This is a genomic window from Pseudoalteromonas sp. NH0006-46 (genome assembly GCF_057547735.1).
The window spans coordinates 1-24,878 of the sequence record NZ_BAAJML010000007.1; the positions used below are offsets into that span (position 1 = coordinate 1).

At 39.4% G+C, this 24,878-nt stretch carries 28 protein-coding genes; 10 read left to right on the plus strand and 18 right to left on the minus strand.

What is annotated here, in order from left to right:
* Positions 1 to 13 precede the first annotated feature (13 nt).
* Positions 14 to 286: a hypothetical protein gene (locus AC27I2_RS13540; RefSeq protein WP_487204576.1), complete on the minus strand. Its 273-nt coding sequence runs from the start codon at positions 284 to 286 to the stop codon at positions 14 to 16.
* A gap of 321 nt (positions 287 to 607) precedes the next feature.
* Here AC27I2_RS13540 and AC27I2_RS13545 point away from each other — a divergent pair, with 321 nt between their 5' ends.
* From AC27I2_RS13545 to AC27I2_RS13555, 3 genes are all read left to right on the plus strand, one after another.
* A complete protein-coding gene (locus AC27I2_RS13545) occupies positions 608 to 1,579 on the plus strand; it encodes an integron integrase (RefSeq protein ID WP_219422419.1) in 972 nt (323 codons plus the stop codon).
* Positions 1,580 to 1,820: 241 nt separating this feature from the next.
* Positions 1,821 to 2,339, plus strand: coding sequence for a disulfide bond formation protein DsbB (gene dsbB / locus AC27I2_RS13550; RefSeq protein ID WP_487204577.1), 519 nt, complete (start codon positions 1,821 to 1,823; stop codon positions 2,337 to 2,339).
* 5 nt (positions 2,340 to 2,344) lie between these two features.
* Positions 2,345 to 2,647 (plus strand): hypothetical protein, encoded by a 303-nt coding sequence (locus tag AC27I2_RS13555; protein WP_058552266.1) that lies wholly within the window; start codon positions 2,345 to 2,347, stop codon positions 2,645 to 2,647.
* A gap of 11 nt (positions 2,648 to 2,658) precedes the next feature.
* On the opposite strand, the gene AC27I2_RS13560 is transcribed toward AC27I2_RS13555, so the two are convergent.
* On the minus strand, positions 2,659 to 2,955 hold the full coding sequence (locus tag AC27I2_RS13560; RefSeq protein WP_487204578.1) for a ComEA family DNA-binding protein: 297 nt from the start codon (positions 2,953 to 2,955) through the stop codon (positions 2,659 to 2,661).
* 314 nt (positions 2,956 to 3,269) lie between these two features.
* Here AC27I2_RS13560 and AC27I2_RS13565 point away from each other — a divergent pair, with 314 nt between their 5' ends.
* The gene (locus tag AC27I2_RS13565; protein ID WP_058405087.1) at positions 3,270 to 3,587 is read left to right on the plus strand and encodes a YebG family protein; all 318 of its coding nucleotides are present in this window, start codon (positions 3,270 to 3,272) and stop codon (positions 3,585 to 3,587) included.
* A 71-nt stretch (positions 3,588 to 3,658) separates the two neighbouring features.
* Here AC27I2_RS13565 and putP read toward each other — a convergent pair whose 3' ends face one another.
* The gene (putP, locus tag AC27I2_RS13570) at positions 3,659 to 5,137 is read right to left on the minus strand and encodes a sodium/proline symporter PutP (RefSeq protein WP_487204579.1); all 1,479 of its coding nucleotides are present in this window, start codon (positions 5,135 to 5,137) and stop codon (positions 3,659 to 3,661) included.
* Between the two features lie 332 nt (positions 5,138 to 5,469).
* Between putP and AC27I2_RS13575 the strand changes: the two genes are divergently transcribed.
* Positions 5,470 to 6,693, plus strand: coding sequence for an EAL and HDOD domain-containing protein (locus AC27I2_RS13575; RefSeq protein WP_487204580.1), 1,224 nt, complete (start codon positions 5,470 to 5,472; stop codon positions 6,691 to 6,693).
* Between the two features lie 80 nt (positions 6,694 to 6,773).
* On the opposite strand, the gene AC27I2_RS13580 is transcribed toward AC27I2_RS13575, so the two are convergent.
* Genes AC27I2_RS13580 through ccmA form a run of 10 tightly spaced genes read right to left on the minus strand, consistent with a single transcriptional unit; the run spans position 6,774 to position 14,491 of the window.
* A complete protein-coding gene (locus tag AC27I2_RS13580) occupies positions 6,774 to 7,505 on the minus strand; it encodes an MlaA family lipoprotein (protein ID WP_008127611.1) in 732 nt (243 codons plus the stop codon).
* A gap of 9 nt (positions 7,506 to 7,514) precedes the next feature.
* A complete protein-coding gene (ccmI, locus tag AC27I2_RS13585) occupies positions 7,515 to 8,765 on the minus strand; it encodes a c-type cytochrome biogenesis protein CcmI (protein ID WP_487204581.1) in 1,251 nt (416 codons plus the stop codon).
* A complete protein-coding gene (locus AC27I2_RS13590; protein WP_058405083.1) occupies positions 8,766 to 9,227 on the minus strand; it encodes a cytochrome c-type biogenesis protein in 462 nt (153 codons plus the stop codon). It abuts the gene before it with no gap.
* A complete protein-coding gene (locus tag AC27I2_RS13595; RefSeq protein WP_487204582.1) occupies positions 9,227 to 9,796 on the minus strand; it encodes a DsbE family thiol:disulfide interchange protein in 570 nt (189 codons plus the stop codon). Before AC27I2_RS13595 ends, AC27I2_RS13590 begins: the two co-directional genes overlap by 1 nt.
* The gene (locus AC27I2_RS13600; RefSeq protein WP_058405081.1) at positions 9,793 to 11,763 is read right to left on the minus strand and encodes a heme lyase CcmF/NrfE family subunit; all 1,971 of its coding nucleotides are present in this window, start codon (positions 11,761 to 11,763) and stop codon (positions 9,793 to 9,795) included. The genes AC27I2_RS13595 and AC27I2_RS13600 overlap by 4 nt, the downstream gene beginning before the upstream one ends.
* Before the next feature lie 2 nt (positions 11,764 to 11,765).
* Complete coding sequence (gene ccmE / locus AC27I2_RS13605) at positions 11,766 to 12,245, minus strand: cytochrome c maturation protein CcmE (RefSeq protein ID WP_138527443.1); 480 nt, start codon at positions 12,243 to 12,245, stop codon at positions 11,766 to 11,768.
* The gene (gene ccmD, locus AC27I2_RS13610) at positions 12,242 to 12,445 is read right to left on the minus strand and encodes a heme exporter protein CcmD (RefSeq protein ID WP_138527444.1); all 204 of its coding nucleotides are present in this window, start codon (positions 12,443 to 12,445) and stop codon (positions 12,242 to 12,244) included. Before ccmD ends, ccmE begins: the two co-directional genes overlap by 4 nt.
* A gap of 2 nt (positions 12,446 to 12,447) precedes the next feature.
* A complete protein-coding gene (locus AC27I2_RS13615; RefSeq protein ID WP_058405078.1) occupies positions 12,448 to 13,185 on the minus strand; it encodes a heme ABC transporter permease in 738 nt (245 codons plus the stop codon).
* Entirely contained in the window at positions 13,185 to 13,871 is a 687-nt protein-coding gene (gene ccmB, locus AC27I2_RS13620; RefSeq protein ID WP_058405077.1) for a heme exporter protein CcmB, read from the minus strand. The genes AC27I2_RS13615 and ccmB overlap by 1 nt, the downstream gene beginning before the upstream one ends.
* Complete coding sequence (gene ccmA, locus AC27I2_RS13625) at positions 13,871 to 14,491, minus strand: cytochrome c biogenesis heme-transporting ATPase CcmA (RefSeq protein WP_138527445.1); 621 nt, start codon at positions 14,489 to 14,491, stop codon at positions 13,871 to 13,873. The genes ccmB and ccmA overlap by 1 nt, the downstream gene beginning before the upstream one ends.
* A gap of 113 nt (positions 14,492 to 14,604) precedes the next feature.
* Here ccmA and fliK point away from each other — a divergent pair, with 113 nt between their 5' ends.
* Together fliK and AC27I2_RS13635 are read left to right on the plus strand one after the other, a co-directional pair.
* Entirely contained in the window at positions 14,605 to 17,229 is a 2,625-nt protein-coding gene (gene fliK / locus AC27I2_RS13630; protein WP_487204583.1) for a flagellar hook-length control protein FliK, read from the plus strand.
* 2 nt (positions 17,230 to 17,231) lie between these two features.
* Entirely contained in the window at positions 17,232 to 17,540 is a 309-nt protein-coding gene (locus AC27I2_RS13635; protein WP_058405074.1) for an EscU/YscU/HrcU family type III secretion system export apparatus switch protein, read from the plus strand.
* Positions 17,541 to 17,571: 31 nt separating this feature from the next.
* Here the strand turns inward: AC27I2_RS13635 and AC27I2_RS13640 are convergent, their stop codons facing one another.
* Positions 17,572 to 18,108, minus strand: a complete 537-nt coding sequence (locus AC27I2_RS13640) for a thioesterase family protein (protein ID WP_006791400.1) — start codon at positions 18,106 to 18,108, stop codon at positions 17,572 to 17,574.
* Positions 18,109 to 18,216: 108 nt separating this feature from the next.
* On the opposite strand from AC27I2_RS13640, the gene AC27I2_RS13645 reads away from it, so the two are divergent.
* Positions 18,217 to 18,711, plus strand: coding sequence for a hypothetical protein (locus AC27I2_RS13645; protein ID WP_058405072.1), 495 nt, complete (start codon positions 18,217 to 18,219; stop codon positions 18,709 to 18,711).
* 25 nt (positions 18,712 to 18,736) lie between these two features.
* On the opposite strand, the gene tyrR is transcribed toward AC27I2_RS13645, so the two are convergent.
* The 4 genes from tyrR to bcsE all read right to left on the minus strand — a co-directional run bounded on the left by tyrR (position 18,737) and on the right by bcsE (position 23,839).
* Positions 18,737 to 20,293 (minus strand): transcriptional regulator TyrR, encoded by a 1,557-nt coding sequence (gene tyrR / locus AC27I2_RS13650; protein ID WP_006791402.1) that lies wholly within the window; start codon positions 20,291 to 20,293, stop codon positions 18,737 to 18,739.
* A gap of 172 nt (positions 20,294 to 20,465) precedes the next feature.
* The gene (gene bcsG, locus AC27I2_RS13655) at positions 20,466 to 22,046 is read right to left on the minus strand and encodes a cellulose biosynthesis protein BcsG (RefSeq protein ID WP_487204584.1); all 1,581 of its coding nucleotides are present in this window, start codon (positions 22,044 to 22,046) and stop codon (positions 20,466 to 20,468) included.
* On the minus strand, positions 22,043 to 22,219 hold the full coding sequence (locus AC27I2_RS13660) for a hypothetical protein (protein WP_201020874.1): 177 nt from the start codon (positions 22,217 to 22,219) through the stop codon (positions 22,043 to 22,045). Before AC27I2_RS13660 ends, bcsG begins: the two co-directional genes overlap by 4 nt.
* 3 nt (positions 22,220 to 22,222) lie before the next feature.
* Positions 22,223 to 23,839: a cellulose biosynthesis protein BcsE gene (gene bcsE, locus AC27I2_RS13665; RefSeq protein ID WP_487204585.1), complete on the minus strand. Its 1,617-nt coding sequence runs from the start codon at positions 23,837 to 23,839 to the stop codon at positions 22,223 to 22,225.
* Positions 23,840 to 23,953: 114 nt separating this feature from the next.
* Here bcsE and bcsR point away from each other — a divergent pair, with 114 nt between their 5' ends.
* Both bcsR and bcsQ read left to right on the plus strand, forming a co-directional pair.
* Complete coding sequence (gene bcsR, locus AC27I2_RS13670) at positions 23,954 to 24,145, plus strand: BcsR/BcsP family cellulose biosynthesis protein (protein WP_058405069.1); 192 nt, start codon at positions 23,954 to 23,956, stop codon at positions 24,143 to 24,145.
* Between the two features lie 18 nt (positions 24,146 to 24,163).
* Entirely contained in the window at positions 24,164 to 24,877 is a 714-nt protein-coding gene (gene bcsQ, locus AC27I2_RS13675) for a cellulose biosynthesis protein BcsQ (protein ID WP_058405068.1), read from the plus strand.
* Position 24,878: the final 1 nt, after the last annotated feature.

Here is a 24,878-nt window from a genome sequence, read left to right on the forward strand (position 1 = left end):
TACACCAAAACCACTAAAGCCATATGTTGCGAAGTGGAATCCCTTTTTTACAGAAAACCTTCAAAACAGAACTCTCGCTACTTAATTTCAAAGGTACATTAAATTGGTACCAACCACTGTTGTTTTCTAATTCAACTGAAAGTAATGTTTTCTCATTGGAAATTACTTTCGCAATCACTTTATTAGGAACACAGTTTTTAAATTTATTTAAGTTAATCCTATAACTAACCCCAGTATTGCTAGTTACATTTTCAACAATACCACCTTGTTCTGAAAAGTCAGCCAATGAAATCCCTACAGAATAGGTTGTTATAGAAGTCGCTTGACTGTTTAGACAAAAGACAATACTGATAAATGCTAGTAGATTCTTCATAGGTGTATAACATGTTTATAGCGAGCTAATCGCGCGTATTTCTACCAAAGCGTAGCTCGTTTTCTTATTGGTTTATTTTTAACAAACTTGTCAACTAATTGCCAGTGTTATTAAAATTCATCAGTGCTCGTTTTTCCTCTCAGTATAAAACGAGCGACTGGGTCGTTTTCTTGACTATGCGAGCGACTGAGCTATAACTGTACATAAATACAGTTAAAATTCGACGGATTGAAAATGAAAACTCGCTCTGCGTATTTAAATTACATTGCGGACTATATGCTCACTCGACAATATTCATTAAGAACTATTAATGCTTATTTGAGTTGGATCGCAAATTTTATTCACTTTCACAACAAACGCCACCCAAGCTCAATGGGAGATTCAGAAGTCGAAGCGTTTTTAGACCATATTGTATTAAAACGTAACATGTCAGCTAAAACACAATGTGCAGCTTTAAATGCGTTAGCTTTTTTATATAAACATATTGTCAAAAATGAACTTTCGTTAAACTTGAACTTTGCACGAAGTAAGCGACAGCCCAAATTGCCTGTTGTGATGACCCCTGATGAGGTCAAACAATTGATGGTTCATCTATCTAAGCGATATTACTTAATCGTGGGGTTAATGTATGGTAGTGGCTTGCGAGTGATGGAGGCTGTGCAACTGCGAGTAAAAGACATTGATTTTGATTATAAATGCATTCAAATTTGGAACGGGAAAGGCAATAAGCATCGTATCGTTACACTTGCAACTGAGTTGCTCCCGTTACTTAGAAATCAAATTATGCAAGTTGAAGAATATTTGCGATTAGATTTACAAAACGAACAATACGCAGGCGTATGGATGCCAAACGCTTTAGCTCGTAAATATCCGTCAGCTAACAAATCACTCGCGTGGCAGTACTTATTTCCTTCCTACAAATTAAGTAGTGATCTAGAAACCGGCGAGATACGGCGTCATCACTTTCATCCAACATGTGTTAGAAAAGCGGTTAAAAAGGCATTAAAGCAAACCAATATTACAAAGATTGTTACGCCTCATACCTTTCGCCATTCTTTTGCAACACACTTGTTACAAAGTGGAGCAGATATAAGAACGGTGCAAGCTCAGTTAGGTCATACAGATGTTAAAACCACGCAGATTTACACTCATGTTTTACAGCAAGGAGCAAACGGTGTTGTTAGCCCGTTAAGCAAAATTTTCTAGAATTAGGCCTACTATGAGGCAAACAAATGGGCAAAGCACATATTTTCCAGTAGTAAAAATGTAAATCCATCAATACCACAATATGCATAAAAACATATCACAGAGTATTTTAACATGGCCTTTTAGAGTACTGGAACATTTTTTGGAGGATAGCTATAAAACTTTTTTATCTCACTCTTTTTGTTGCCGCTTACTTTTTCGTGCGTCATAATCTAACGCCTTATTTATTAGCGGACTTTTTATGAACTGGCTTGCGCAATTACCAACTCAACGAACACCTTGGCTTTTATTTTCTGCGATTGTTTTTATGCTAGAAGTAACCGCATTGTTTTTTCAATACAATATGGGGTTAGCGCCTTGCATTATGTGCATTTATCAACGAACCGCGGTATTAGGATTACTTGGCGCGGGTATTGTTGGGTCAATTAATCCACAAAGCAAAATAATGCGTATTGTTGCTTATATTGCTTGGGGAGTATCGAGCATTTGGGGGTATTTAATTGCCCGTGAGCACATAGATATGCAAACAACCACCGATCCATTTGCGTTTAGCTGTGAATTTGAGCCTAATTTTCCATCGTTTATGCCGTTGCATGAATGGATACCAAGCTTTTTTGAAGCCACTGGCGATTGCGGTAACATAGATTGGGAGTTTTTATCGCTTAGCATGCCTGCTTGGATGGAAGTTATTTTTGCACTTTTTGCACTGGCATTTTTTATTGTATTGGGTAGTCGATTAATACTAAAAAGAACGGTTTAATAATTATGTTTACATTTTTTTCTAGCCAACTTAAACAGTTGCAGCATTTAAAAATACGCGAGAGGCAGCTTGTTATAGCACGGTCTTTATCAATGTTGTCGCCAACAGACCGTGTATTACTCCGTATTATCAAAATATTGCTATTAAGCCCATTATTTTTAATATTTACCCTTTTTGAAGGTTGGTTAATTATTCCCTTTTTACTATTGGGTGGACTTTTTTATCCGTTATTAACCGCCCCTGTTGATATTAATTTTGCACGAAGAAACCTAGACGAGGCACTCCTACAACATGAAAAGGGCGCTTAGCGCCCTTTTTTTTAAAGTTTGACTTTACCTTCTAACTTGCTCATTACTTTTTTACCTATCCCCTTCACCTTGGCTATATCCTCAAGGCTTGTAAATACACCATTTTCATCTCGGTAATTTACTATTGCTTGTGCTTTTTTCTTACCAATTCCAGGCAGTTTGGCTAACATTTTAGCATCTGCACTATTAATGCTTACCGCCTCGATTTGAGCCATAGAGTTGCTTACTTCAGGTAATTGCGCGTAAGAGATAGTAACGGGCAGGATACTTAATAGGCTTGCCATAAGTAAAATTTTAAACGTTTTCATTTTATCGTCCTTATTGTCCATTTTAGAACATATTTATTTTAATTATTAGGAACCCAAAAATGACAAACGCGAGGCTAGCCACTTTGGAAGTACCTAAATGCATTATCACTTTTCTCCGAAATCCTTAAAATGCAGCTGGTACAACCAAGTGATATATTAAATAAAGTTAAGTTACCGTTTTTTGTCAAATTTAAGACACTCAAAAATTACAACTCTGTGCTTGCATATTTACTAGCAAACCTTTACTGTATATAAAAACAGTAATCTTATGGTTTTTATAAACCACAGTGCCAAGCAAGTTTGCAGGAGAAATCATGGCTGTTGTTGTTAAATATGTTGTAGAACGAAACGGAGTCGAACGTATGACGTTTACTACTAAAAAAGAAGCTGATGCCTATGACAAAATGCTAGACATAGCAGAATCACTTGAGCTGATGCTAGAAAAAGTAGACGTGCCATTAAGTGAGCAACAAATAGAATCGCTTGCGTTAGAAATAGCAAAAAGCAAAGACGACTTTATGTCGGTACTTAAAGGTGCCAAAGAACCTGCTACTGCTAAAGCGGTAAGTAAAAATAAAAAGTCAGATAACGTTGCATCGATAGACGATAACAACGCCAAACAAGCAAGCTAAATATTTTGCAAAAAGAAAGGGAGCAACTTAGTTGCTCCCTTTTTTATCGCTTTTATAAAAACGAATATTATTTAAAGCTCTTTCTCTACTTCATCAAATAACGTTGTTATATCTGAATTAGGCTCATTGGTTGCTAAACTTACAACTACAATAGCAATACTCGCGAGTATAAAGCCCGGGACAATTTCGTACATTACGCTACTTAAACTTTCACCATTAATTGTGAACGGACCGTAAATCCATAGTAAAACGGTAACCGCACCCACAACCATCCCCGAAAGCGCGCCAGCAAAGTTCATACGTTTCCAGTAAAGGCTAAACAATACAAGCGGCCCAAATGCAGCACCAAAGCCTGCCCACGCATTACTTACTAAATCTAAAATAGAGCTGTCTCTATCGTACGCTAGGTAAATAGCGAGTATTGCAACAATAGACACGCTAATGCGCCCTACCAGTACAAGCTCTGCGTCACTGGCTTCTTTACGTAAAAATGTTTTGTAAAAATCTTCAGTTAGTGAGCTTGAACTTACTAATAGCTGAGATGAAATTGTGCTCATAATTGCAGCTAATATTGCAGCAAGTAAAAAGCCAGCAATAAGTGGGTGAAACAAGAGCTCAGAAAGGATCAGGAATATAGTTTCAGGATCATCCACTACTATATTATTTTCGTACGTATAAGCCGCACCAAAAATACCTGTACCTACAGCGCCTATTGCAGCAACAATCATCCAAGACATACCAATACGACGCGCTGTTGGCATATCTTTAACACTGCGCACCGACATAAAACGCACAATAATATGTGGTTGCCCAAAGTAACCCAGACCCCACGCCATTGCTGAAATAATACCTAGCGCAGACCCCGCACCTATCCAACTAAGCATGTCTGGGTTAACGCTGTTTAAGGTTGACTGCAATGGTTGCTCTAATAATGAATAAGCAACAGCGGGCACTAAAATAAGTGCAATAAACATAATACAGCCTTGCACGAAGTCAGTTAAGCTAACCGCTAAAAAGCCACCAAAGAGTGTATACAAAACAACAACACCCGTTGTGATATACAGTCCCATTTCGTAGCTTAAGCCAAATGAGCTTTCAAATAGTTTACCACCGGCAACAACACCTGAAGAGGTATACAGTGTAAAGAACACAATAATTACAACTGCCGATACAACACGTAGTAAATTTGATTTATCGTTAAATCGGTTAGAAAAGTAATCAGGGATGGTAATAGAGTCATTCGCTTTTTCAGTGTAAACCCTTAAACGCGGTGCAACTAAAAAGTAGTTTAACCATGCACCGGCAATTAAGCCAAATGCAATCCATGTGCTACTTAAGCCAGTAATAAACATGGCGCCAGGTAAACCCATTAAAATCCAGCCACTCATATCTGAAGCACCCGCTGAAAGTGCTGCAACACTTGGTGACAAGTTTCTACCACCCAGCATATAACCAGAAACATCACTTGTTGACTGCTTATAGGCATATAAACCAATACCTAGCATAACAACAAAATATAGTGACAATGAAATGATCATTCCTGTTTCCAAATTCGCCTCCATAAAACAATTAAAAGTAGCAGGCTTTTGATCCGAATATTGACTCTTAAAATTTTATAATAAAGTCACTATTAGGATAAAAGCATTCCTTCGGACTATATCATGCCTGTCATAAAAATCTCTATTTGTTGTATTTTCTTAGTTTAAAAATAATCATGTTGAAAACGATTGCTAAAAAAAGCGTTTTAGCATGTAAAAAATAGCTAAACGTATTTATTTAATAATGCTATTTCATTATTTAACAAAATATACAGCATGCTATTTTGTATGTTTTCTAATATATTATTACAATAGCGACTGACTTGACTGACACGGATTTTTTTATGTATTTTTATGCTGCGCGCCAACCTATTTTAAATCGTGATAAAGAGCTTATTGGCTACGAGCTTTTGTTTCGTGATGGCGTGGATAATGTATTTCCCAATATAGATGGTGACGAAGCAACTACGCGCTTAATTGAAGGCAGTCAGTTTAACTTTGGTTTAGAAGACTTAACCGATAACAAGCCTGCTTATATTAACTTTACACTAGAAACCTTACTTAAGGGTTACCCTACCCTATTGGGTAAAGACACCATTGTTGTAGAAATACTTGAAACAATTCAACCCGGTAAACGCTTACTTGCTATTGTTAAAGACCTAAAAGACAAGGGCTATACCATCGCGCTCGATGATTACATTCACCAGCCGGTATGGCGCCACTTTTATCCGTTTATCGATATTATTAAAATCGACTTTTTAACGTGTGATTTAGCAACAATAAAAACCATTATAAAAGAGCTAAAGGCACAACCGCATATAAAGCTTTTAGCAGAAAAAGTAGAAACATATGAAGCATACAGCTTAGCGTTAGAGCTTGGCTTTGATTACTTTCAAGGGTTTTTCTTTTCAAAACCAGAAATGGTTCAAAGCAAAGCGCTACCGCCATCAGAAATGGCCCTTGCAGAATTACTCTACCAAACGTCAAGTGTAGAGATGGATCTTAAAAAAATCACCGATGTATTTGAACGTGATGTAAACCTGTCTTACAAACTACTTAGATACTCAAACTCAGCAGCTTTTACACGACGAGCTGAAATAAGCACAATAAAACAAGCGCTTATTGTTTTAGGTGCTCAAGAAATTAAAAAACTGCTCTCTTTGTTATTTGCTGCACAAGTCTCGGCTGATAAACCGGTAGAGTTAATTAGGCTATCACTCACGCGCGCTCGCTTTTGTGAACTATTAGCTATTTCACATGGGCAAATGAAAGATACAGGCATGGCGTTTTTAACCGGTATGATGTCGCTAATGGATGCCATTTTAGATGAAAGTATGCAAAGTGTGATGCAAAAGCTTCCTTTATCTAACGACATTAAAGCGGCATTGTTAGATAACGAAGGGTTATTAGCGCAATACTTAAACCTTGTTAAGCATTACGAAAAAGCAGATTGGTCACAAGCAAACGACATTTCTAAGGCACTTAATATTGCCGACCAAGTTCCTGATGCTTATCATGAAGCATTAAGCTGGGTTAACGAGCAAATGAGTTTGATGGTTAATACCTAAATATAACGTAGGGCACTTAATAAACCTTATTTTATAACAAAAACGCCAGCATTTAGCTGGCGTTTTTACGTTTGATTCACTTATAAACTTTCTAGAAAGTCTTCATCAAAGTCGGCTGGCTCTTCTTTAATTGGCGGGTTGCCATCGTAAAGCTCAAATAATTGACGTTGAAAATAAATATCTTTTACAAATAAGTAGGGGTCAAGTGAGTCATTTAAAAGCCCTTCTTGCGCCATTAAAGACGCGCGTGCTTCTACTGCTTTTAAAGCAAAAACTAACACCGTTTGTGGCGTAGTTAGGGCTATTTCTGGTAATACAAAGTTATCTACTACGTCACCGGTTAGGTTTCTTGCTGTTGTTGGCCCCATTGCTGGTAGCATTAAGTATGCACCATCACCAATGCCCCACACGCCCATTGTTTGACCAAAATCTTCATCTACTCGATTTAAACCAAGAGAACTAGCGACATCAAAAATCCCAAAAATACCCACGGTAGAATTCACTAAAAAGCGCGCAAGGCTAACACTTGCATTACCCGGTTTACCCTGTAGGCCCGCGTTTACCATGTCGACAGGTGCCGTAAGGTTATCGGTAAAGTGAACAATACTTTGACGAACAGGCACAGGAGTCACAGCAACATAACCCACTGCTGCTGGGCGAAGTATGTAAGCGTCTAAAACATCCATATTAAAGTCATACAGCGGACGGTTAATACTTTGCAATGGATCTCTTTCATCGACTTTACTTTCTGGTACTTGCGCACAACCGGCAAGTATCAAAAAGCTTAAAAAAGCTAAACTTTGTCTTAACATGTGTCGTCCTTAAGGTATTAATGTATCTATTTTAAGTTGGTATTCACTTACGCTTTCACGCTTTAGTGAAGAAGAATGCCCTTCTAATTCACCTGAACTTGGCATAACAGAGTCATCTAACGAAACACGCGCCGATATAATAATATCTTCTGCGCTAGATAAGTTCATACCTTCAACCATGGCAGTGCTGTCGTTTAATTCAACTGTAATAGGGAATGAATACGAAGTGAGTTTTACAGCAGCAAGTGGCATTGGCGAACCGCTCGCGGCTTTTGCAAATACAAACAAAGTCCCTTCTTGCGGCAATTTACTAATAAGCTCACTGGCAACATTAACGGTAACAGCAATGCTATTGACTTTAGTTACTGGCATTACAGAACCTTCGCTTTGCATTTGCAGTTCAATATCTGCAATACGCTGAGATATTAAGCCATAACGAGAATCATTTTTTTCCATACTGGCTAGTAATACTTCAAATGCGGCTTTGGCTTGAGGCCAGTCCTTTCGCTCGTAAGCAATCAGCGCTAATAACGAAATAGCATCTAAATTAGTGGGCTCTGCATTTAATACTTTTGACAACATACCCGCAGCACGTGTCATGTTGGCTTCGCTGCCTTCAAGGAGTAATATTTGGCTGTAACTTATTAATACCTGTTTGTTATCAGGGTTCATGCGCAGTGCTTTGTCAAATGATTGCTGAGCCATATCAAACTCATTCAGTGACATCGCAACACGACCGAGTAACATCCACGCCATTTCGTCATCGCCTGATCGACTCAACTTAGTGCGCAGTGCCAGTGCAAATGCTTGTAGCTCATTTTGAGTAAGCTGCTCGCCTTTTTGCATCACTGCGCGCTCACCGTATTCAGTCAGATTATCCATGGCATCGTGCCATGCTGATATTTGTTGTTGGCTACCCGTTAAACTATAAAAAATACCGCTTAGTGCAATAACAAATGCACCCCCTGTCAGGGCAAAAATACGGTTATTACCTTTACTAATCAATGATTTTTCTGGTGACAGCTCATTAAGTAAGCGGCGTTTTAGTTCAACAATCGATTCAGAGTAGTTAACATCATCAATACGTTGGTTATCTAAATCAGTCTTTAAATCGACTAAACGCTGTTCATAAATACTTATAAGCTCTGCATTTGCGTTATGAGTAATTGTTTTAACACGCTCTTTTTGCAAAAAAGGCAGCATAACAAACGCCAGTGCAATCAGTGTGAGTAAAGCAAAACACGCCCACATTAAAATCATTTAACTTTGCTCCTGACGTTTATTTTGTTCAATTAGCTTATTTAAAAGTACTTCATCTTGGTTGCTCCAGGTCTGCTTTACAGACGCTTTACGCTGACGAATTACAATAAAACCAAATCCAACAATAACAATGAGTACCGGCAATACCCAAAGTACCAGTGTTGCAGGTGTCACAGGTGGGTCGTAATGAACAAAATAACCATAGCGGTCAATCATGTAGTCAATTACTTCGTCTTTTGTGTTGCCTTCTTTAACTAGCTCTACCACTCTTTCACGAAGGTCTTTGGCAACAATAGCGTCTGAATCTGCAATATTTTGGTTTTGACACTTAGGACAACGAAGTTCTTTTGTAAGCTCTTCAAAACGAACCGCTTGCTCGTCGGTATCAAATACGTAGCGATCAGCTTGTGCTAATGCGCTTGTCGTTAGTAAAAGGCTGAGTGAAAACAATAGCCACTTCATTATTTCAGCTCCTGCATCATAGGTGCAAATTTAGAACGCCATACTCGTGGATTAATATCACCGGTATGGTGTAGCAAAATGGTGCCGTTTTTATCGATTAAAAATGTTTCTGGCGCACCCGATACGCCCAAATCTAACGACAGCGTGCGGTGTAAATCCAAAATATTAAACTGATAAGGATTACCCGCACGCTCAAGCATGTCTTGTACTTCAGTACGTAGTGCTTGCATGTCAAAAGGACCATCAAAGTCTGCGTCGTAACCTTGCACATAATACAAGCCAATAATTTTAACGCCTTGCTCTCGCAACTTTGTTAAGTAACCCAGCTCTGCTAAACAGGTTGGGCACCACGTGCCCCACACATTCAATAAATAAACCTCGCCTTTTAACACTTCGTTGGTCCATTGCTTGTTGTCTTGCATTAAATCAGGAAGGGTAAAAGCCGGCGTTTCATGGCCAATTCGCCCTGTTTGTATTTCACGTGGGTTTGCAAACAGCCCTTGGTACAAAAATATACAAATAAAAGCAAAGGCTAAAAGAGGCGCTATGGCTAACAATTTACGGTTCATAGCACGCTCTCCGCCGCAGCTTTTCGAGCTGTTTTTGCAGATGTACGGTAACGTTTATCAAACAAAATCATAAACCCTGCAAGTGAAATTAATACACCACCAATCCATAACCAACGCACAAACGGCTTATGGTATATGCGAAGCGACCAAGCTCCTTGGCTTAATTGCTCGCCTAGAGCAAGGTATAAATCACGAGTAAAACCAGCATCAATGGCAGCTTCTGTCATGAATTGCATGCCAATGTCGTATTTACGTTTTTCAGCGTACAAACGAGTCACTACGTCATCGTTTTTTAGCACCGTAACAACACCAGCATGGCCACTGTAATTAGGCCCACGAATTGTTTTAACACCTTCAAAACGGTAGTTATATTGGTTTAGCTGCACTGTATCGCCCTGCTTCATTGATACGTCGCGCTCAACCGAGTACGCAGAGGTTAGCGCAACACCCGCAATAACAAATGCCATACCAATGTGGCCCAACACCATGGCCCAATAACTAACACCTAAGCGTTTTAACCCTTCTTTTAATGTGCCATGCACTGCAGCTTTAGTCACAATGTCAATCAAGGTTGAAATGGCAACCCACACACCCAGCGTTGTTGCTAATAGCGTAAGCGGTGTGACTTCATCGTAAGCTGAAAATAACCATACACAAGTAATTGCCACACTGGCCAAAACACCTACCGCGATTTTATTTTGTAAAAACGCCCATTTGTTTTGCTTCCAGCGTAAAAAAGGACCAATACCCATTAAAATAGCAAATGGCACCAGTAGTATTGCAAACATCTTATTAAAAAATGGTTCGCCTATGGAAATACTGCCTAAGCCCATTTCTTTATGCACCATAGGCAATAAAGTACCTAGTAGTACAATTAAGGTTGCCACAACTAAAAAGATATTGTTTAGCCATAATGCCACTTCGCGCGATACAAACTTGTATCGACCTTCGCTGTGAACCTGCGATACCCTAAGTGCATAAAGCGCTAAACCACCCCCAACAACTATTCCCAAAAAGGCAAGTATAAACAAACCTCTGTCTGGATCTGTTGCAAACGCATGAACAGATACAATAATGCCTGAACGCACGATAAACGTGCCTAGCAAGCTTAACGAAAATGCAGCAATTGCCAGTAAAACGGTCCACGATTTAAAAATACCGCGCTTTTCTGTCACGCTCAACGAATGAAGCAAAGCGGTTGCAACAAGCCATGGCATTAGCGACGCGTTTTCTACTGGATCCCAAAACCACCAGCCACCCCAGCCAAGTTCTGCATAAGCCCACCAACTGCCAATTGTGATACCTAGGCTTAAAAAGCCCCACGCGGTCATTGTCCACGGGCGTGACCATTTAGCCCATGTATTGTCGAGTTTTCCAGTTAAAAGTGCTGCAATTGCAAACGAAAATGCAACCGATAAGCCAACATAGCCCATGTAAAGTAATGGCGGGTGAATAATCATACCGGGATCTTGTAAAAGCGGATTTAAATCTCGTCCTTCTACCGGAAAGTAAGGAAGTAAACGTTCAAATGGGCTTGATAGAAGTAAGGTATACATCATGAAGCCGACTCCTAAGAAGCCAAGTACACCTAAAACACGGGCACGTAAAACCCAAGGTAATGACTTTGAGCGAGCAGCTACGACAGCAGTCCATCCAGCTTGCATCACTAACCAAAGTAATATCGCTCCTTCATGGCCGCCCCAAGTCGATGTTATTTTGTAATACCAAGGCAGTGTGCTACTTGAATGATAAGCCACATATGACACGGTAAAATCATCAGTTAAACTTGCGTATATAAGCGCAGCAAACGAAATTAATACAAACGCAAACTGACCAATAGCTAAAGAGGGGGCTGCACGCATTAAGCGAAGATTACCTGTATGTGCGCCCCAAAGTGGAAAAATACATAATAAAACGCTCAGCACCATGGCGAGAGTTAAAGAAAAGTAACCAATTTCTGGGATCATAGCTAATTACCACTATCTAGGTTGTATTTTGGTTTTTCGTGCTTAATGCCTTTAACCGCCTCAGCAACTTCTGCCGGCATGTATTCTTCATCATGCTTGGCCAGTACTTCAAACGCTTCAATGACATTAGGTTCAATTAAAACACCTTGCGCAACAATGCCCTGCCCCTCGCGAAACAGATCAGGTAATATACCTTGGTACTTCACGGTAACTAATGGACCTGTATCAATTAATTTAAAGCTTACTTCTAAGCTTTTCTCGTTTCTATCAACAGATCCTGGGACGACCATGCCACCAATACGCAGTTTTTGGCCGATAAATGGTTTTTCTTTATTCGGGCCTTTGCCGTCAATCAATTCACTTGGGGTATAAAATAAGTTTATGTTTTCTTGTAAAGCGTAAAGCACTAAACCTATGGCAGAACCCAAGCCAAATAAAATAGCAACAATGACTAATAAGCGTTTTTTACGTCTGGGATTCATGATGCTTGCTCCTGCTTGGCTTGCTTAATACGCTCTTCGCGCACAATTTGTTGCTCTACTGAAGCCATAATACGTTTAGTATCTCTTAAAGAGCTCACTAAAATACCCAGTAAAATAACTGCACATGTACCAAATGAAAGCCATACATAAAACCCATAGCCTCCCATTGCAATAAAATCAGAAAAAGAGTCAAACTGCATAATTACCCCCTATTAAGCAACTGGCGCACCCATGGGCGATGCTTTTCTCGTTGCAAAATTTCATTTTTAAGACGAATTAAAGTGACTGTGCCAACAAACGCTGCAAAGGCTAAAATATTTACCATTAATGGCCAAAACATGCTTGGGTCAACTGCATTGGTATTGAATTTAGTAATGCTTGCTCCTTGATGAAGGGTATTCCACCATTCAACCGAAAAGTGAATTATTGGTAAGTTAATCACCCCTACAATAGCCAAGATTGAAGCCGCGCGACCAGCCGCTTTTTTATCTTCAAAAGCGTGGTATAACGAAATGACGCCCAAATATAAAAATAATAAAATAAGCTCCGATGTAAGTCGTGCATCCCACACCCACCAAGCGCCCCACATAGGTTTACCCCATGCAGCCCCGGTTATCAGTGCTATTGCCGTCATACATGCGCCAACAGGGGCTATTGCAATTACGGCAAGTTCTGCATTTCTGAGCTGCCATACAAGTGCAACAATAGCTGCAATGGCCATAGAGGAATATGCCCCCATTGATAAAATGGCAGAAGGAACATGAATAAAAATGATACGGTAGCTGTCTTTTTGTTGGTAATCGGCAGGTGCAAAACCAAGCCCCCACACCCAACCAACGAGCATACTAACAACCGTAACTACGGCAAAATAAGGCAAGAACGTATTGCATAACTGGTATGCACGCTCTGCTTTAGCATAGGGATGTAACCACTTCCACATTAACTTATACTCACTTTTAAAGCTGACGATATGGCGATTGGTGCGCTAATAATAGCGATGACTAACATAGCACCAAGGATGGCAAGTTGTCCGCTATAATCCAGCGACATAACACTGGTATCGATAGCCGACGTTGCAAAAATTAGAACAGGAATGTACAAAGGCAGTACGAGTAAACTCATCAAAATACCCCCTTTTTGTAGCCCAACAGTCAGCCCAGCCCCTATTGCACCAATAAAGCTTAATAACGGTGTACCCAGTAATAACGTTAAAACAGTGGCCACCAGCGCATTACTGTCTAAGTTAAGTAACAACGCAAACAGTGGTGTCATGAGTACTAGGGGCAATCCCGTTACCACCCAATGGGCTGCTACTTTCGCAAGCACTGTGAGTGACAAAGGGTACGATGAAGCAATTAACTGCTCAAGAGATCCATCATTAAAATCATCTCTAAACAATTTATCTAAACCCAACATGGTAGAGAGTAAAGCGGCAACCCAAATAATACCGGGCGCCATTCTAGCAAGCAGACCGGGCTCAGGACCTATTGCTAACGGAAACAAAGAAATAACAATTAAAAAAAACAATATTGGGTTTACAATTTCAGCTCGCTGGCGAAAAGCAAGCTTCACATCTTTAATAAAAACCGCGCTAAATAGTAACCAATAAGAGTGTTGACGAGTCATCAGTGACGATACTCCAATGTGACTGTTTGTAAATCACTAAAATGAGCGGTTAAATCTTGGTGAGTAGTTAATAATATGGCGCCATTATTATTTAGATGTTGAGTAAATCGCTGCTGCAAAAATGCAACACCGCTTTTATCGAGTGCGGTAAATGGTTCGTCTAATACCCATAACTTTGCGTCGCTTAGCCACAGCCTAACTAATGCAACTCGTCGTTGCTGGCCTGCCGACAGCATTCTAACAGGCACATCTTCAAGGCCTACCAGACCTAGCTTTGCCAAGATCGGATATAGGTCGGGCTCATTTGAATAGCCGTTGATGCGTAACCAAAAGCGTACATTTTCAACAGCGCTCAACTGTATGTTAACACCCGTTTTATGGCCTATAAAAAGTAAGTCATGAGCAAACTCTTCATAGTATTTATTTATTGAGCGTTCTTGATACAAAACCTCGCCTTCATCAGGCGCAGAAAAACCGGCGATGATACGCAATAGCGATGTTTTACCAGCCCCGTTAGGACCCGCTAATTGCATGATTTGACCGCTTTTAAGGCTAAAATTAAGGTCCGCAAACAAACAACGTTCTTGCTTGATGCAGGAGACGGACTTAATGTGTAACAAGATGACGATTCTCTCTGCCAAAAATTAGGCGTTAGTCTACCATAATGATAGGGTAATACGAATATTGCTTTAAAATCGATTCACTTAAAATAGAGAAAACTTGATTTAAAATAATGAATACGCCAACGCAAATAACATTATCTAATTCATTGGTTATCAATTCATCAACTAATAACCAAACCAATGAGTTACCACAATTACCAGGTGAAGTACTTGCGGCTAAAAACATTCAATTTTCTAAAGACTCCATTACCCTTGACGTACTCGTTAATAAGCATTGGCAAACTCTCAGGCTAGGTACAACCCATGCGCCTCAATCTTTAGACAAAATAGCCAGCGCTAATATTCAATTAAGTGCAGATGGTAAACAGCTTGCTATTTTACCCAATGTAACAACACTCACAATTAATAAACCCGCACAATTACAACGCTTACTCAATTTTATTAGTACAGGTGCCGAGGTTGAAAGCAAACCACTTGCCGTTCAGGTTGCTTTAACGCCGGCACCAAAATTAATTATTGATAAGTTCAATGCCAGTATTGCCATTAATAAAGACGTGGCACAATTGCTCAGCACAGAGCAACCCTTAAAGCTCGTTATGAGCACCAGCAGTAAAGGGGCGCAAATTAATGTTATTAATCGCTTTGCTGATACCGTTCATACACAGCCGCTAAGCCAAACGAAGCTGGTTAAAATGCTAACAAGCTTGTTACCTAATGCACAACTACACGCAACGCCAAAATTAGCCATTTTAACGCACCCTCAAAAATCAGGTTCTTTTACTACACAAGTATCGAACGCGCAGCTAGCTGAACTTCCTCGTTCGCCAGTAAAAGTAAGTCTAACAAATCAAGCAGACAAGCTAGTAATAAAAACACAAGCCGAAAACGCAAAAGTGATGCTAAGTAACTCTTTTTCCAAGCCCTTTAATGAATTACTGACTGCGCAACACGCCAATTTATCAACCTCACCCACACACAATAATAGCAGCATTAAAGTAAGCCCATTGGTGAGTACTCATAGCCCTATAAAATCGTGGCTTCAAACAAGTTTTAGTGATTTAAAAACACGAATTAATGATGCTGTTAGTTATTTTGAAAACAAATCGTTTGCAAACGAAAATAAAGCTCAATTCTCGCCATTACCCACTTTAAACAAGCAGTTAACAGCCGCCCCCCCCTTAACAAATAAAATTAATGTAATTGAGCATGCAGGTATACAAGTTGCTACTAATGCGCAAAAGCCCAGTGGTGATCGTGCTAATATTTTACCTAAGCATTTCTCTCAACTGCCGCCTATTGTGCAGTTAACGCAGTTAATAAAAGCAAATGTCGCTGTTTGGCAATCTCCTAACGACAAAGTTGTGAGTAGTCATTTGCAAATACCTGATGCAAAAACAACAAATACATCAGAAAATAAGCTGCCACAAATCGAAAAAACCACTCAGCAAGGTAAAACAGTGCTAGGTACACAATCAGTTGCACCGTTAAGCACTCAAATAAAAGCAGAACACGCAGCCAAAAATACAGAGCAAGTATTAAAAAGCTCAACAGCCCAAGTTCAAACTACCTTGAATAACGAACCGCAAAAACAAACTAGAGTTAAAGAGCTAAATTCTCTGCCTCTTACAAAAGTGGGGCTTAGTCATGTTCAACAAGCTAACACAGATAATAAACTGGCCACGCTGCCTATCCCCAAGCCTAATAGCCAAACAGCTCAGCAAACACACGTTGTATCTTTAACACCAGCAAATAATAACCTTTTAAGTACAGTTTTTAATAACACAGCGACTATTGCTTCACAAAGCCAAATGCTTCAACCTATTGAAGCTAAAATATTAACACCGCTTTTAAAACTGCCACCATCGCATGACTCAACTCAAAAAATCTCAGAAGAAAAACCCCCATTGAGCAGTCAAATAGCCGATATTCAAGTTAAAGCCACTAAACAAACACCTGACCTAAATGCATTGGTTAATCAGGCTTTTAATCGGATGGTATCAAGCAGCAACGTCAGCCCGACTGCTGTGCAAAGAGAAATACTGGCGACATTGCAACCTCATAGCTTAACGCATGACACCCTGCAAAGTAGCTTCACCAAAGGGCTTGAGCAGCTAGCCGTCAGTATTTTGGCCGCCCCTATTATTAACCAATCTGTAACCCCTATTACTTTTGAGTCAAAAACAGGTATTGATGCATTACTACAGGTGCTTATGCCTACGTTTAAAACTGGCAAAGCAAGTTCAAAAATACTCGAGCAACTGCAACAATCACAAGTTCAAGCGCTTGCTGGAGAGCTTGTTCAGGTTAAAAACACGCTCACACAAGTTAATGTTTCAACACCTAACCAGCAACCTGAGAGTAACCCGCTGGCACAATTTTTATTGCCGATGAAATTACCGCCAGAAGCAGCCCAAACAGAAATAGCTCTTGGGCAATATAAAAAGCCATCGGCAGATAAACTAGAGCCGAAAAACGTATGGTTTGTTAGATTAAATTTTGATTATGCCGAGCTTGGACAACTGCAAATTACAGCCGAGCTAATGGACAAATCACTCGACTGTCAGTTACTCGCGTCAAGCCAAGAAGTGAGTGCTATTGCGCACCCTCACCTTGATAACTTGCGCTCAAAACTTGCTAAACATGGCTTACAAGTTGCCGAGCTAAACCTAAAACGAGGCGAAGCAACCCATGCTGCTTTTTATAAATCTCATGCAATTATTAATATTAAGGTGTAGTTATGAGTGCTCCCCCTAAAAGCAAATCGGCAATTGGCCTTTTATACGAAACCGGAAGCGCCCCCACGGTAAGCGCTAAAGGCTTTGGCGAATTAGCTGAAGAAATCATTGCAGCAGCAAAACAGAAAGGGATCATGATCCACGAAGACCCTGACTTAGCAAAAACCTTATCGCACCTCGAATTAGGTGAGGAAATTCCAAAAGAGCTTTATTTTGTGATTGCAGAACTGATTGCGTTTTCGTATGTATTACGTGGGCAATTTCCACCAGGATGGCAGGACTTTCAGGGTAAGTTGAATATAAAAGCTTAACATTAGGAAAGGCGCTAAGCGCCTTTAACGTTTACTTTGGTAAATTAGTCATTTTTTTCTGCTCAAGCATTTCTTTCCAATGCATTACTTCGCTTGGCAAAATAGGCGTTTTACCTTCAAAGCCAGCCACTTCAAGCATTTCTTCAATACTAATAACGCCTTTTTTGCTTTTAAATACACCACGCACGTAAGCTATAGCATGCAAACCTCGGTCAGAGTGGAATTTTTGCTCTATATAAAAATACTTATGATCCCACCCTACTAACTTAGTGCTAATGGTGTATTTTTGCATCGGTTTTATATCACGAATATAAGTGATTGCTGTTGCATTAACGATAGGAAACCATCGGCGTTTCATTATTTGCTTAAGTAAACCAACACGCTCGGTCATCCACGTTCGCGACAAGTCCATCATTGCCAAATAACGCGAATTAGTTAAATGCAGATTAATATCACAGTCAGTCGGGAGTGCTTTGTAGTCAATATCTACGGTATCAAGTAAATCTTGATAGTGTTTATTACGCTTAATTTTAAAAAATAATAATAGGAGTCGAATATATAAGTTCACAACAAAGGTCTTACCAGTAAAATTTAATTGAGTGTATCACAAGCACTTGCGAAGACGAATGTTCTCCCTTACTCTTAATTCACTCATATATATAAAAATAAAACGCTTATGAAACCTCTACTACATATAATTACGTTTATTGGATTACTTCTACCAAGCTATTCGGCGCTAGCTGATTTTTCACTGCCAGGAAAAGGGACCATTACCTACTCCACTGGAATACAAAAAAACTTTGAATTTGGTTTTGCATGGCAGCAAAAAGCTGAACAATTTAAAATTGGCGCTAAAAGCTACGCTATGCAAAGCATTCCAAGCTCATACTCAGTGGCTATTACACTATCAAAAGATGAAAGCCAGGTATGGGTGCAAGAGTTTAACAATGGTTTTATTGAAGGGTTTAATTGGCAAATTGGCGAGCATACTGTGTCACTGAAAAAGCAAATGTTTAGTGACCGAGTAAAAGGCGATTACGTTATAGAGTTAAATAACCGTAGTTACTTTTTTACCCGTAACAATGCCAGTATTGTTATAAACTTTAATGAAGACGGTATTGAAACTATTGCTATTGATGGTGTTACAAAAAATATGGGCACTAAAAACTAGTCCCATATTTCTGTTTTAGAAAAATCTAAACCTTAACGGTTTTTCTATTAATACCGTAGTCGCGTAGCTTATTTGCCACTGCGGTATGACTAAGCCCTAAACGTTTAGCGAGCTGCCTTGAACTTGGGTAGGCTGGATAAAGCTTACGTAATAATGTGGCTTCAAAACGTTTTACTGCTTGATCAAGCGATCCCTCAAAGTCTGACTCCAAATACCCTAATTCATGGGTAAACGTAGGCAGTTGTAAATGCTCTAAACGTAACTCGCTGTCATCTAACAAGGACACTGCACGGTAAATCGCATTTTCAAGTTGGCGTACATTACCCGGCCATGGGTATTCTTGTAAAAAGCTTAAGCACTCTTGTGATAATAAAGGAATGGCGTGGCCATTTTGCTGTGCGTATTTTTGAATAAAGTGCTCTGCGAGAGGCCCTACATCAGCTTTACGATCTCTTAATGGCGCAATTTCGAGTGTTAATACATTAATTCGGTAGTATAAATCTTCTCTAAAAACACCTTCTTGTACCATTGCGGGTAAATCTTTTTGAGTAGCAGCAACAATACGAACATTTACCTTTACTTCGTTCTCATCGCCTACTTTTCTGAAAGTCCCGTCTTGTAAAAAGCGCAAAAGTTTAGTTTGCAATTGGGTCGACATTTCACCCACTTCATCTAAAAATACAGTACCGCCATCGGCTTGTTCTAGTACACCGCGTTTAGGAGCCGCATTTTCTTCATAGCCGGCATAACCAAATAATTCAGACTCCGCTACATCGTCAGGTAACGACGCGCACGAAAGCGCAATAAACGGCTTAACTGATCGATTAGATGCATAATGACACGCTCGCGCAAGTAACTCTTTACCTGTGCCCGTTTCACCCGTAATGAGTATTGGGGCTTCTAGTTGCGCCATTTTTCGAGCTTCACGAACAACACGGCGCATTGCTGTACTAAAGTTATGAATGGTTGCAAAGCTCTCTTGTCCGTAGCGTCTAAATGCACTTACTTGCTGCCCTAAACGACTTTGCGACTTAATATTAATAACGGCACCAGCTAACACATCGCCTTCACTGCCTTGCGGCACGGCAATAGGCAAAATATCAGCAATAAAGTCTTCTCCAGCGACTTCAACCCGAGTGGTTTGGCCTAACACTTCTTTGCCTTCCAACCAACGAGTAAAGTTAAAGCCTTTGAGTAAGTTATTAATATTGGCACCAATCACTTCTTTTTCGCTTAACTGCAGGTCTTTACATGCAGCGTCATTACACAAACGCACCCAGCCCTTAGCGTCAATAGAAATAACCCCATCAGGTAATGCACGTAACAAAGTATTTAATTCGTTATGCTCTCGTTCAGAAGGAAGAAATGCGGTAGTGCGTACATCATGCACACCATCAATAAGACGAATCGAAGGCATGATTTTTTGAAACTGTTCAAACTCAATTTCGGGAAAGCTCACATACATACGGCAATTAACAGAATCAACCTCAATACCTTTTAAATCAACACTGTAGTTAACTAAAATATTAAGGATTTCTTGGGCTATACCGATTCTATCAGCACAGTGAATATCTAGACGCATACATCCTCAAAGCAGGAAAAACTAAATTAGCCGAATAATACGCTAAGTCGCTTTGAGAAGGTAGCTTATTGTAAACATTTTTGGACAAACTTGCATTTTAATTAAGGCATAGGAATAACAGCCTAAATACGCTACGCAGCAGTGCTAGCCTACTGCATAGCTAAATTGTTTTTTAACCTTGAGGATAGGCAGACCATTCTTCGCCATCAAGTTGTATGTAAGGGCGTTTATTAACGTACATCATAATTGTACCCGCATTTTCGGCTACTTTTGATGCTTTAGGTAGGTTTTCTACTAAATTTGCAATGCTGTTGTTGCCACCAAAAACATTTGTTTCAAGTGTTTTAGCAACAATTTCAGACAAGGCAAAGTAGCTAGTCGATTCGTTAATCATAATTTGCGAATAACTTTGAACATCCGGACCAATAAATTTAATAGCCGCCGGCACAGATACAATGCTAGGGCTGGGTATTTCACGAAGGCCAGCAAATTGAACTTTGTCACCCTTTAATGCTGCGCCATGCTCAGGCACTATCATTAACATGACGTTACGACCACGCTTTTCAAGGTTTTTAATAAAGCGGTTAATATCAGACAGTAAATTAGCGTGCCTGATTGGGTAACTTTCAAGGCTATTCATACGTTTTTGATTAGCTAGCTGGTTACCATCGTGCAAACTTGTTGTGTTGTAGTACATTGCACATGGCTTACAATCGTCTGCCTCATTTTCAAGCCAGTTGTTCAATACTGCCCCGTCAGAGTATATAGGACTATCGTCAAATCCATATTGGGCCACCGGCATTGAGCTGATATTAAGTGGTTTATTATTCAAACCACCAAATTGATCAATTAAACCTTTAAAGTTATCAAAATGCCCATCATGGTTCATTACCACGCTACTTTGATACCCTAGCTTTTCTAAGTTTTTAAATAAATAGCACTGCTCTGGTGCATCGTTAAATAAAGCGGTTTGACTGGTTTGCCCACAACTTGCTCGAAGCAACCTAATTGCGGCAGGCCCACTGTACGATGTAGCCGAATTAAAGTCTGAAAACAGCACATCGAAGTCACTAAACATATCTTCAACACTGACACCAATGGCATTTAAATCATCAATTGCCATAGAGCAAATATTTAACACAATGACATCAAATAACTCACCATTTACCTGCGAAGGAAAGTGACTCACTAGGTGGCTTTGTTGCTGGTAAAAATCAGTGAGTTTTTGATCAGGTGTTTGAGTGGCGCGAGTAATAACCTGTGTTTGTTGCTCAGGTTGATTATATAGGGTGGTATTCGCTGAGTTGTTACCAGCAACAGTTGACGATTGTTCGCTGTCTCCCTGCCAGCCAATAATGAGTAACCCCACAATGGTGATCGTTGTAAAGCGTAACCACTGCGATGTGTACCAAAAGCAGACTGTGATAACAAATAATGCTAGTAACATATCAACACTAATTACGCGTGCTAAAAGCTCAATAAAATAGCCGAAGCTAAAATCTTGAACATTACCTGCTTGTTTTGTCAGTCTATTTAAAGGCGGTAACCACGAGTCTTGATACAATATAATAATTGCCAAAAAGCCGCCAAATACGTGCTTTGCTTTTTCGATTATTGCTTTTTTAAACTTGATTGCTAAAAGAGCAGCAAGTGCAGCATTGGTCAATACATTAAAATCAATTGCACCGTAGTAAAATAGGGCAAATTTAGCCAGAAAATAAAGGTTCCAAGCTCCTAAACCTGATAATTTCACTGCTCATCCTTTTTTTTGTTATTTGGTGTGTAAGGTTCAAGTACTTCATGTTTAAAAGTAAGCTTGTAATAATATTTTTTTACTCTGGCTAGTATGTAAGTTGCTGACATGCATAGCATAATACCGACGAGCATAGCCAAAATAGCGGTAATAAAAAGCTGATCAATACTCATGGGTTAGGCCTTTAATCTCATCACAAATGATACCGCATCAGGGCGCGCATCATTTGTAAACTCGGGCGTTTCTAATGCCTCTGTAATATTTTTTGACACACTGGGTTCAAATTTATAGCTGTCATTTTCGGTTAACTGCTTAGAATAATCAACAACGGGCTTACCGGCATAAAATCGTCTAAGTTGCTTACACTCTTGCTGTATATGAAAATGGTCTGAAATAACATTTTGCTGAACAAAAAAATCATTGGTTTGTAATTTAAACAAATGCTTAATTGCATTATTTACATCATTTTCTCTACACGCATGCAAGTACAAATATACTGTGTTATCCGCAAGGCTAAAAACATCTCCTTCACGCTTAATATGGAACAAGTGTAAAGGATGAATTGGATCTATACGTGGCAGTAACTCAAGCTTAACTAACACACCGCTTACCCCTAAATTAACCGCAGAGTCACTATGAACTTCAACCTGGCGTGTAAACTCATCAAAAGGGAGATAGCCTTTTGAGAAGGTGTTTTCAGTAAACTTTAAAACATGTTCAACAGATGGAGGTAATGGCCTCGAAAATTGAAAGCCTTGAATAGACTGGATTTGAGACAATAACCGCGAAGGCTCAGAAAAACTATACAAAATAAGATTTACGCCTAACGTTAAAAATAAGCATTCATCTTGATGACGTATTACGCCATCTACATTTTGTATAACTAATTTTAACCAACGACCACAGCTTTTTCTGAGCTCAAAGCACTGTTTACCTAATTGCGCTAAATCAGTGTAGCGAGTAACAGCAAAAACAAGTGTTGCGGCTTTTAATTTTGGGCCTTTATCGAATAACTCATTATTGTCTTTAGCGGTATAATAGTGTGTGGGTAATTTTGTGCCTATAGGCACCGCACTTTGCACTAACCATACGTCATCTTCATCGGGAAAATGACTGCCGTTTGGCATTTTTTGCTCGTTAATATTAGTCTCTGAAACAGCAAACTGATTGTTTTCAATTGCAAGCTGGAATTGTTTTTCAGCAAACACGCCCGTGCTATGCAACCAGTAATCATAATCTAAAACACGTGTGGCAGAGTCATTATCAACAAAAATTAAGCCATCAAAAATAGTATTTAAGCGCCTCATTAAAAATCGGTAATGCGTGACTTCTGGACCCGATATCAAAAACAACAAGGTCACCCCTGCTTTTTTAGCAAACTCACTGTAATCACTCAGAATTACACCTATATTTGCTTCGCTCGTAGCACTGAGTAATTCAGTACTCAGGTGAATAAACACAAGGGCATTTTTTAAATTTTTATAGGCGCTAATTTCTTTTATTATACCTTTATTTGTGCGCTCTATTGAGTAGTGTTGGGTTTCAGATGAAAATGAAAACGGGTGAACCTTATTGCGTTTATAAGCGTTGTTAAGTGCAGCCGAATAGGGCGATTCAAAAAATGATTCAACTTCTTGAGAAACAATATAGATATCATTTGAGAGACTTTGGTTAACTGCATGTAAAGCAAGTTCAACAACAAAATTGTCTAAAGGCGCCAAAACAGCATAACTTGAAGCCGATTTTAACTCCTTTGCAGCTGGCTCTAATCCCGGTATGTTAAAGTTATGCACTTAAAAAGTCCTTAAAAAAAATACTTTTTTACTAGTTTTGGTCGCTATTCTATATATAATAGCCAAATATTGTCCACTTTTAATAAAATAAAAATTACGCTTACAAAGGTTGTGATGAACAATTTAGCTACAAAAAGCTCACAAATACTCACATCAAGTGACATAGAAAACCTAGCTCGCCGTTTTGGTGGGAAAAGCGATGACTACATTGAAATTATGAATACACAAAAAAACCAAAAAACAATAAACAAATACGCGCTATTAAAAGAAATTGATGACGCAATAAAAACAACCAATAATAAATAATATAAAGGTAGCGTTCCATTGCAACGGATTTTTGTAAAAGGTATTAAAGGAGGAATTGGCAGCACATCGGTCGTTGCCAATCTTGCGTGCGTCTTAAAAAAATCGGATGTAGATGTTATTGCCATAGACTTAGATGCTAAAAGCGACCTTGGGTTGCATTTTGGTTTAAAGTGGACGAGCACTAAAGGCTGGAGTAACGAAAGTAATTTCGAAGATGCACTACTGCACTTTCGTAAAGACAGCGACGGCGTACTTTTTTTACCCTTTGGTGATAATGAGGTAACGCTAGAAGACATAGTCTCAACCGTTAATCATTGTAAAAAACTGGATTATAACGCATCAAGCTGGTTACTATTTGACTGCCCTGCTCATATTAATATTTCTCACTACCCGTTGAAAGAAGACGATATTGTGATTGAGCTTGTCACCTGCGATGCTATTTGCCATAGCCTTATATATAAACGCCTACAAACGTTAAAAACAGCCGAATCAACTTGGAAGCATTTTTTTGTAGTAAACCGCTACAACTCAGCCTCAGTGTTAGAATTTGATCTATTTTCTCTTTGGCAATCTACATTGCCATTTATGGCGCCGTTTTTCATCAACAGCGATGAAGTTATTAAAGAAGCCACAGCAAACCGAAATGTTGCACTTAATTGTGCACCATACAGCGTTGCTAATGATGACTTTGAAACACTTGCCGGGTGGCTTGTAAGTAAAGCGGCGTTGTAAC